This window comes from Marinobacter sp. UBA5687 (assembly GCF_002420325.1).
GTDB lineage: Bacteria > Pseudomonadota > Gammaproteobacteria > Pseudomonadales > Oleiphilaceae > Marinobacter > Marinobacter nauticus.
On sequence record NZ_DIHV01000124.1, the window covers coordinates 92,829 to 101,054 of the forward strand.

The following is an 8,226-nucleotide window of genomic DNA, read 5'->3' on the forward strand; positions in this document are numbered from 1 at the left end:
TCCTCGGGCCGTGCCCGAAGAGTTCGGCGCCAGATAGCCAGGGCAACCCCCGGATTTCCCCGAGCCAAAGTGGCCAAATCCCGGGTAAACAGGCTGTATTTTCGCTCGTCGTCCCCGGTTGGCGCCGGCAGTACATACAGGCCATCCTGGGTCATTCTCGCCGTCAGTGGTCCTTGCGAGCGCTCCCCCGCCAGATGTCCAAGCCAGTTGGTAAGACGATCCCCCGACAAAGGGCTGGGGGTCAATGGGGCCAGGTGGAGCTCTGGCAGGTACTGAGCCCAGAACTGCCAACACCAGCTGGAACAGCCAATGATGCCCTCACCCACTTTATCCCGCGCCAGGCGCGCGAATAATTCACGCAACAAGCCAAGACCGGACCGGTGTCGCAGCCAGAAATCTGCCAGTTCCGGTATTACCCAGTCATCGTCCTGAAGCTGGTGATCCCACCAGCCGGTAATGTCTCTTTCAGGCATTAACAGATTGTCCGGCGGGGCGATCACCCGCCGCCCCGAGGCCCCCAAAGCTTCGGCAATACCTGAGAATGGTGGTGCCACCAGAAAACTGGCCTTGCGTGACTGCCCGCCTGACCGGCGCAACTGTTCCAGCTCGTTCAATAAAGCCCGGGCAAGTTCTTCACGATCCGGTACCGGGGCATAGTCCTGAATCTGGCGTTCCGACAGGGTAGGCAAATCATCCAGACTTCTGAACGCCTGTTCGTCAGGATGAATGCCCGCTTTTAACTGATCCAGAATATCCCGGAGACCACTGCGAATGGTTCTGCGGACGGAGGTCTCCGGAACCCGCCATTGCTCCAGAGGAATCAGCCCGCCAGGCAGGCATGGGTGATCAGCTTGGTTGTTGTCAGTCAAAGGCGATACTCCGGGCCTATTCAGGCACCAGCCAATCCATGGAAGGCGACAGACCGAGCCGATCGGGGCCGGTCAGATCCGACATCATGGCCGCAAAGCGTTCATCAAACCCCCAGGGTGGATTCACAATCAGCATGCCGGAACCCACCATGCCCCGTTCGGGCGGCTGATCCAACATAACCTCGCACTGAAGAATCTTGCGCACTGAACCGGACGCCCTCAGCGAATCCATCAGCTGTTGCTCCAGGCCACTGGTTAACAGGGGATACCAGATAAGATAGACGCCATGGCGGCATTTTTTCCACGCGGCCATCAATGTCCGGGCTACGGCCTCATAATCGGTTTTGATTTCGTAAGAAGGATCAATCAGCGCCAACAGTCGCGGCTGTGCCGGCGGCAGACAATTCAGGAGCCCTTTCAGGCCATCCTCATGGCGCACCTTCACCCCCGATTCATCAGCCCACTGAGTCAGCTGACGCTCTTCCGAAGGGTGCAGCTCGAAAGCGGTGACGGAATCACCCGGTCGGCAAAATTCCGCAAACCATGCCGGTGAGCCCGGATACGTCTGCAGCAGCCCATTACCCGGGTTGTACCGCGCCAATACCTCCAGAACCGGCTGCCAGTCGCCGGAGGCCAGTTGCTCCCGGATCCGCCACAAGGCCTGAACACCCCCGTCAGCTTCCGCAGTTTTTCGGGCCCGCTCGCTGCCAAGATCGTAACGGGCACTGCCCGCGTGGGTGTCAAAACAGGCTATGGGGCTTTTCTTGGCTTGCATCATGGCCAGCACCAGCGACAGTGCGGCATGCTTCTGAACATCGGCAAAGTTGCCGGCGTGGAAGGCGTGAAGATAACTCAGCATAAAAGGCTCCCGGAATCAGGAGCCCATTAAGCCGCAGTCACCTTGGCCACGCAAGCGGCCCGACAATCACCTATATCAAAAACCCCTTGCTATGTAGGGTTTCCAAACCCATAATCTGAACGCTAATATTTCTTATTTACAAAAAGACCTCATCAACATGGAGTTTGAAATGAAAAACCTGTTTCGCCCAGCCCCATTGGCACTGACCATTGCCACAGCCCTTACCGCGGGCTGCGCAAACGCGCCCTGGTCCGCCGAGCAAAGTGCGCCGGCCACCAAAGCATCGGTGGTAACCCATTACGCCGATCTCGCCCATGCCACCTACGAGGATGCCCTGATTACTGCGCGTGCGCTGGACGAGGCTACTGACCGCCTGATTGCCAACCCCACCGAAGCCAACCTCAAAGCGGCAAAAGAAGCCTGGCTGGCCTCACGGGTTCCTTACCAGCAGTCAGAGGTTTTCCGCTTCGGCAATGCCATCGTGGATGACTGGGAAGGCCAATTGAACGCCTGGCCACTGGACGAGGGCCTGATCGACTACGTCAAAGCCGACGACTACCAGCACGAACTCGGCAATGCCGGTGCAACCGCCAACATCGTCGCCAGCAACAGCATTAACGTCGGCGGGGAAACTCTGGATGTGGCAACACTCACCCCTGAACTACTGGCCGACCTGAACGAAGTCGGCGGTTCCGAAGCCAACGTAGCCACCGGTTACCATGCGGTCGAATTCCTGCTGTGGGGCCAGGATCTGCACGGTTTTGAAGGTGGCGCAGGCGAGCGCCCGGTTACTGACTACGCCAAAGGCAACGACTGCACCAACGGCAACTGTGAGCGCCGTGCCCAGTATCTGGATGCCGTGACTGATCTGCTGGTCGATGATCTGGAGTGGATGGTTGCCCAGTGGGCCCCGGGCACCTCAGACAACTACCGTTCCCAGCTGACGTCCGCAAACGCCGACGAGGGCATCCAGAAAATGCTGTTCGGTATGGGTTCCCTGTCCCTCGGCGAGCTGGCCGGTGAGCGCATGAAAGTTGCCTTGGAAGCCAACTCCTATGAAGACGAACACGACTGCTTCAGCGATAACACCCACAACTCGCACTACTACAACGGCCAGGGCATCCAGAACGTGTATACCGGCACCTATCGTCGCGTAGATGGCTCTGTGGTTTCAGGCCCGTCCCTGTCTGATCTGGTTGAGCAGACCAACCCGGAGCTGGATGCTCGCCTGAACCGTCAGTTGGACGCATCAATGGAAGCCTTGGCGCTCATGAAAGCCCGCGCCGAAAGCAGCCAGAACCCGATGGCCTTTGACACCATGATCGCCCCGGGCAACGCGGAAGGCACCCGCATTATCAACGGTGCTATCATGGCGCTGGTTGAGCAGACCGGCTCTATCGAGCAGGCTGCACGGCAACTGGGCATTCAAGGCCTGTCCCCGGACGACGCCGGCCATTCATTCTGATTGATCCGGTTGCAGTAAACGGATACCGGGAGATAGAAACTCCCGGTATCCTGCTAACAAGAACAAGCCATGGAAAACCCTCCTTTATGCCCGAAGGTCGATTTTCCATGGCTTCTTCCATTCTGAAACGCGAGTAGTTATGAAACGAGCACTCATCTTCTGTCTGTTGCCGCTGGCCTTCAGCACTCAACCCCTGATTGCAGAGACTCACGCTGGTTACCCGATACAAACTACACCGGCCACAGGCGGTGAAGGCACGGTCAATCAGGCCGACACCAACGCCTACTCGCTGCCCCAGGGCAACCTGTCCATGACCAAACGCCTGGATTTCAGCGTTGGCAACAGTTTCTTCCGCAATCCCTGGGTGGAAGCACCGGCCAGCACCGATGCCCGGGACGGCCTGGGCCCCCTGTTCAATACCAACTCCTGCCAGGGTTGTCACATCAAGGATGGCCGTGGACACCCGCCCGGCGTTGATGAACCGCCTGTCTCCCTGTTCCTGCGGCTGGCAGTACCCGCCGATCCGGTCAAGGATGCAGAACTCCTGCGCAAGCACGGTTTCAAACCCGCACCGGTCTACGGCAGTCAATTGCAGACTGCGGCCCTGCCGGCCGCAAAACCGGAAGCGGATCTGGTGATTGACTGGGAGCCCGTTCAGGAAACACTTGGGGATGGAACGGTGGTTGAACTGCGCAAACCGGAATATCGCATCGAGAACCCCAACTATGGTCCTATGCCGGCAAATTTGCTGGTCTCTCCCCGGGTGGCACCACAAATGATCGGCATGGGACTGCTGGAAGCCATCCCTATTGCCGATCTTGAGGCATTGGCCGATCCGGAAGATACCGACAACAACGGGATTTCCGGCAAGCTTAATCAGGTGTGGGATGTCGCCAGCCAGCAAACGCTGCCGGGCCGGTTTGGCTGGAAAGCCGCGGAACCGGATGTGCACCAGCAAAGCATGGGCGCCTTCGCCGGCGATATGGGCCTGACATCGTCCATCAAACCCACCACCGACTGCACCCCGGAACAACAGTGCGAACGGTTTACTCACGGTGGTGAGCCCGAAGTGAGCGACAAGGTCGCCAACTTTGTCACCTTCTACGCCAAGAGTCTGGCGGTCCCTGCCCGTCGGGATCTGGGCGCTGAATCCGTGCAGAAAGGCGCCAGGCTATTCAATGAAACCGGCTGTGCCGGTTGCCACACCCCGAAACACCAGACCGGAGAAGTGGCCGACCGCCCGGATCTGAGCAACCAGACCATCTGGCCCTACACCGACCTGTTACTGCACGACATGGGCCCGGCCCTGGCAGACGGCCGGGACGAGTTCCTCGCTGACGGCAACGAGTGGCGCACGCCACCGCTTTGGGGCATCGGCCTGGCCCAGGTGGTTAACCCCCAGTCCGGTTTTCTGCATGACGGCCGCGCCCGCACGCTGGAAGAAGCCATTCTCTGGCACGGTGGCGAAGCCCGGCCGGCAGCTGACCGCTATCGTCAGATGGCCGAGCCGGAGCGCAGCGCCCTGATCGATTTTCTGAATTCACTCTGAGGATCCACTATGCAACCGATCACCAGACTGTTCTTCGCCTCCGCCCTGCTGGTCTGCACCACAGCGGCGCTCGGGGCCAACGCCGATACCCGGGCCCGCGAACAGTGGCATGGCGCAATTCAAAACGGCTACGAATCGCTGGCAACCGAAACCGAACAACTGGCATCGGCGGCAGTCGGCTACTGCAATGCGCCGACGTCCGGCAGCCGACCGGCCCTGAACGATGCCTGGCTCGATGCCTTCCTGGCCTGGCAGCGGGTCCGATTTGTTGACTTCGGCCCGGTGGAGAACAACAACCTGTCCTGGCAATTCCAGTTCTGGCCGGACCCGAAGAACCTGGTCGCTCGCAAGGCCCGGTACCTGCTTGGCACCGAAGCACCCGTTAACGCCGACGTGATCAATCAATCCGGGGTGGCGGTTCAGGGCTTTCCCATGGCCGAATACCTGCTGTTCGATGAGCAACTCAACAGTGGAGAAAACGCCCTGCCCGCCGCCAAAAACTGTGAGGTGCTCTCGGCGGTAACCCGGCATATGGCACGTAATGCCCGGGATCTCGCAGACAGCTGGGTGAGTTTCAAACAACACTATCTGGACACCGGGCCGTACCGCGACACCACCATCAAAGCCGGCATGACGGCACTGGAAATACTGGAAGAGCGACGGCTGGCTCAGCCCATGGGCCTGAGAGGCAATGGCAAACGCAATCCTTACATCACCGATGCCTGGCGCAGTGGCCAGAGTCTGATGGCGGTGGAAGCAACAGTGGCAGGGCTCGAGAAATTCTACCTTCCCGGACTGATCACTTTGCTGAAAACCGACGGCGAGGCCAGATTGGCAGAGCGCATTCAGAGGCAGTTTGAGGAAGTGGCTGACAACTTTCCGGAAGCCCATGCTGCCATGACAACGCTCATGGAGAGTGATGAGCGGTTCCGCATTCTGCAAGGGCTCTTTGTGGATGTCTCCCAGCTTTCAACGCTGATCAATGACGAAGCCGCCGTGGCGCTTGGCGTAGTGCGTGGCTTCAACTCAAGTGACGGCGACTGAACAGGTATACCCATGCACATCCATCGCAGAACCCTGATCAAAGCCACCATCGCCGGAGGTATGGCCGCCACCCTCACCGGCTGCTCGTTGCTCCCCCGCAAAACCGGCCCACAGCCCGAACGCTATGCCGGTGCGGTTGGCCTGCCGGATGGACGCTTTGGCGTGAGTGCCTTTGATCGATCCGGCAACGTTCAGTGGCAGGCGCCGGTAGACACCCGATGCCACAGCGGCTGTAACCGGCCCGGCCGAAAAGATACTCTGTTTTTTGAGCGCCGACCGGGCTGGTCGTTCTATGTGTTTGATGCAGAAACCGGCCAACGCAGACACCGTATCATGGCCCCCGAAGGCGAACACTTTGTCGGCCACGGCGTGTTCTCACCTGATGGCCGGTGGCTTTACGCCACGGCCAGCCGCTACCAGCCCGGCGAAGGCATTGTCGCCGTCTACGATGCCGAGCAGGACTATAAACGGGTGGACACCTTTGAACTGGAAGGCATCGGGCCCCATGAGCTTACCCTGCATCCGGACGGCAACACTCTGGTCATCGGCCTGGGCGGCATTCTGACCCACCCTGATTACGACCGCATCAAACTCAATCTGGATACCATGCAGCCGGCCCTGATTCTGATGGACCGCCGGTCTGGCCAGATCGTTGGCCGCTTTACCCCTGCCCACCACCAGCAGAGCTCCCGCCACGTCAGCGTCAGCACCGAAGGCAAAATCTATGTTGCCTACCAGTACCAGGGACCGCTCTACGAGCGACCTCCGCTGCTGGCGCGCATAGAAGATGGGCAACTCCGGGAATATCGCTTTGACCCGGAAACCCAGGCCGCCCTCGGCAACTACATCGCCAGCGTGGTGGCCCATCCTGAAAACGACCTGATCGCCGCCGCTTCCCCCGTGGGCGGCACCGCTATTGTCTTCCGCGGCAAGACCGGGGAGCTGGTTGCCAAAGCCCGCATCACTGACTGCGCCGGCATTCAGACTCTGGCAGGAGGCGATTTCCTGGTGTCCTCGGGACAGGGCCGACTGGTGCAACTGAGCGCCGGACAAGCTGCGAAAGACATCGCGCGGCTACCGGTACAGTGGGACCACCACCTGGTCTGACCGGCACCGCTGGTCCTCCCGCTTAAGCACACCCGAGCTAACTGGTATGCTTGGCAAACATTTTTCCGGAGGACGGCCCTTTGCCAGCAACCAAACCCGACACCATCGACCAGCTCTACGGACTGATTGCCAACGAAGAGGACGCACGGGTCTGTAAAGACATCCCGGAGGAAGCCTGTCGGGAAGTACCCCGAAACTTCTTCCTGATTCTGTTCAGCAATGTGCTCACCAAACTCGGAGACTTGCTGATCAGCCCCAAGACCGTGCTGGCCTGGCTGATGAGTGCCGTTGGCGCACCGGCTCTGGTAGCCTGGTTGGTGCCTATCCGGGAATCCGGCTCCATGGTGCCACAAATGGTGATCGCCGCCTGGGTGCGTCGCAAGGCGGTGCGCAAATGGTTCTGGTCCCTGGGCAGTTTCGGGCAGGCCGTCAGCGTGGCTGCGATGGCGGCAAGCGTGTGGTTTCTTGAAGGCTATGCGGCCGGTGGCGGTATTGTCGCGGCGCTTGTTGTGTTTTCACTGGCGCGGGGATTCTGTTCGGTCTCTATGAAAGACGTTCAGGGCAAATGTATCCCCAAAACCCGCCGGGGTCGGCTGTCTGGGCTGGCAACCACCATTGGTGGCACCGCCACGGTAGTGCTCACAGGACTGTTGTTCTGGGATCGGGGCGACCCCAGCATTGCGTTCTACACCACATTGCTGCTCCTGGCAGCTACGCTGTGGGTGATTGCCGGGGTTCTGTTTGCCAATGTGGAAGAGTACGCCGGGGAAACAGGGGGCGGTGGCAACGCTATCAACGAGGCTTTTAAAAGCCTGTCGCTGCTACGGGACGATGCGCCCTTCAGGCATTTTGTCATCACTCGTGCACTGCTTTTGTGTTCGGCTCTCGCGTCTCCCTATTTCGTGGTGCTCGCCCAACAGGAATCCGATATCGGCTGGATGCTGGGTGTCTTTCTGCTCGCCAGCAGTCTGGCCAGCTCCCTGAGCGCCAGCTTCTGGGGTTGGGCCGCCGACACCTCCAGCCGCCGAGTAATGATTCGGGGTGCCGCCATGGCCAGCTCGGTCTGCCTGGTGGTTGGTGTTCTGGCGCTGGTGCTGGGCCCCGGGTTTGGCGGTGCCTGGTTCTATCCGGTCGCGTTTTTTGTGCTGAGTATTGCCCATGCCGGCGTGCGCCTGGGGCGTAAAACCTATCTGGTGGATATGGCCGGTGGCAACAAACGGACAGACTATACAGCAGTCAGCAATACCGTTATCGGTGTGTTGCTGCTGGTAACCGGGGGGTTCACAGCCGCCATTTCCATGATTTCGGACGTGGCGGTGATTCTGGTATTGGG

General features: G+C 59.7%; 7 protein-coding genes. 5 read left to right on the plus strand and 2 right to left on the minus strand.

Annotated features, from left to right (window positions below; translation table 11 throughout):
* A partial coding sequence (locus B3Y70_RS13675) for a hypothetical protein (RefSeq protein WP_288589952.1) occupies positions 1–869 on the minus strand: 869 nt, incomplete at its 3' end.
* A gap of 16 nt (positions 870–885) precedes the next feature.
* Positions 886–1,728, minus strand: a complete 843-nt coding sequence (locus B3Y70_RS13680; protein WP_199452370.1) for a 23S rRNA (adenine(2030)-N(6))-methyltransferase RlmJ — start codon at positions 1,726–1,728, stop codon at positions 886–888.
* 169 nt (positions 1,729–1,897) lie between these two features.
* Between B3Y70_RS13680 and B3Y70_RS13685 the strand changes: the two genes are divergently transcribed.
* The 5 genes from B3Y70_RS13685 to B3Y70_RS13705 all read left to right on the plus strand — a co-directional run.
* Positions 1,898–3,193, plus strand: a complete 1,296-nt coding sequence (locus B3Y70_RS13685; protein ID WP_199452371.1) for an imelysin family protein — start codon at positions 1,898–1,900, stop codon at positions 3,191–3,193.
* A gap of 139 nt (positions 3,194–3,332) precedes the next feature.
* On the plus strand, positions 3,333–4,742 hold the full coding sequence (locus B3Y70_RS13690) for a di-heme oxidoredictase family protein (RefSeq protein ID WP_288589954.1): 1,410 nt from the start codon (positions 3,333–3,335) through the stop codon (positions 4,740–4,742).
* 9 nt (positions 4,743–4,751) lie between these two features.
* Positions 4,752–5,786 (plus strand): imelysin family protein, encoded by a 1,035-nt coding sequence (locus B3Y70_RS13695; protein WP_153741019.1) that lies wholly within the window; start codon positions 4,752–4,754, stop codon positions 5,784–5,786.
* 12 nt (positions 5,787–5,798) lie between these two features.
* Positions 5,799–6,893, plus strand: coding sequence for a DUF1513 domain-containing protein (locus tag B3Y70_RS13700; RefSeq protein ID WP_199452372.1), 1,095 nt, complete (start codon positions 5,799–5,801; stop codon positions 6,891–6,893).
* Positions 6,894–6,973: 80 nt separating this feature from the next.
* The coding region (locus B3Y70_RS13705; RefSeq protein ID WP_288589955.1) for an MFS transporter at positions 6,974–8,226 on the plus strand (1,253 nt) is incomplete at its 3' end.